This is a genomic window from Mycobacterium sp. (genome assembly GCF_008709575.1).
Lineage (GTDB): Bacteria > Actinomycetota > Actinomycetes > Mycobacteriales > Mycobacteriaceae > Mycobacterium.
The window spans coordinates 1-1,076 of the sequence record NZ_VYIK01000187.1 but is presented as its reverse complement, the minus strand read 5'-3'; the positions used below and the strand labels follow the sequence as shown (position 1 = coordinate 1,076).

Here is a 1,076-nt window from a genome sequence, read left to right as displayed (position 1 = left end):
GAATTCGCCCGAGGGTTACCTGATTAAAGGCGAGTACGCGGTTCGGGTCACCTGGAGCGGGGTGTATGTGCATTCGGCACCGTGGTCGGTGAACTCACAAGGGTACGCCAACGTCAGTCACGGCTGCATCAACCTCAGCCCGGACAATGCGGCCTGGTACTTCGACACGGTGCACATCGGGGACCCGATCGAAGTGGTGGCGTAAAGGTCCGCAATGCTGCCTGAAAAAGCACGCGCCGTTCGTTTCGACCGCTACGGGGGACGTGAAGTTTTGCACGTGACCGATATCGACATGCCCTCACCCGGTGAGGGCGAGGTGCTGGTCGAGATTCGCGCAGCTGGGATCAATCCCGGCGAGGCCGGTATCCGGGTGGGCGCGATGCACGAAATGTTCCCGGCGACGTTCCCCTCCGGCGAGGGCAGCGACTTGGCCGGTGTCGTCGTCGGGGTGGGGCCGGGCGTGACGGAATTCGCGCCCGGCGACGAGGTGATGGGATTCAGCCTGCGGCGATCCAGCCACGCCACCCACGCGACTGTTCCGGTGGGCCAGTTGATCCACAAGCCTGCGCAATTGCCTTGGGAGGTCGCGGGTTCCCTCTACGTCGTCGGTGTCACCGCCTACGCCGCCGTCCGGGCGGTGGCACCGCAGCCAGGCGAAACGATCGCGGTGTCGGCGGCGGCCGGCGGGGTCGGGAGCCTGGTGGTACAGCTGTTGGCCCTACACGAAGCGCAGGTGCTCGGCATCGCCTCCGCGCGCAACGCCGACTGGCTGCGTGCCCATCACGTCGTCCCTGTCCAGTACGGCGACGGGCTCCAGGCACGACTGCGCGACGCCGCCCCGGCTGGGATCGACGCGTTCATCGATTTGTTCGGCCCGGAGTACGTCCAGCTCGCCGTTGACCTCGGTGTCGCTCCGGAGCGGATCGAAACGATCATTTCGTTCGCTAAAGCGGCTGAGGTCGGCGCCAAAACCGAAGGCAGCATGGACGCGTCAACGCCGCAAGTGCTGGCAGAAATGGCCGATTTGGTGGCGAGCGGCGCCATCGATGTCGACATTGCCGCCAGCTACCCGCTCG

Annotated in this window: 2 protein-coding genes; both read left to right on the top strand. The window is 65.7% G+C overall.

The genetic code is table 11. The features are described 5' to 3' along the window. On the top strand, positions 1-205 hold a 205-nt coding region (locus F6Q13_RS17755; RefSeq protein WP_293059367.1), incomplete at its 5' end, for a L,D-transpeptidase. A 9-nt stretch (positions 206-214) separates the two neighbouring features. Then, the coding region (locus F6Q13_RS17750; protein WP_293059364.1) for an NADP-dependent oxidoreductase at positions 215-1,076 on the top strand (862 nt) is incomplete at its 3' end.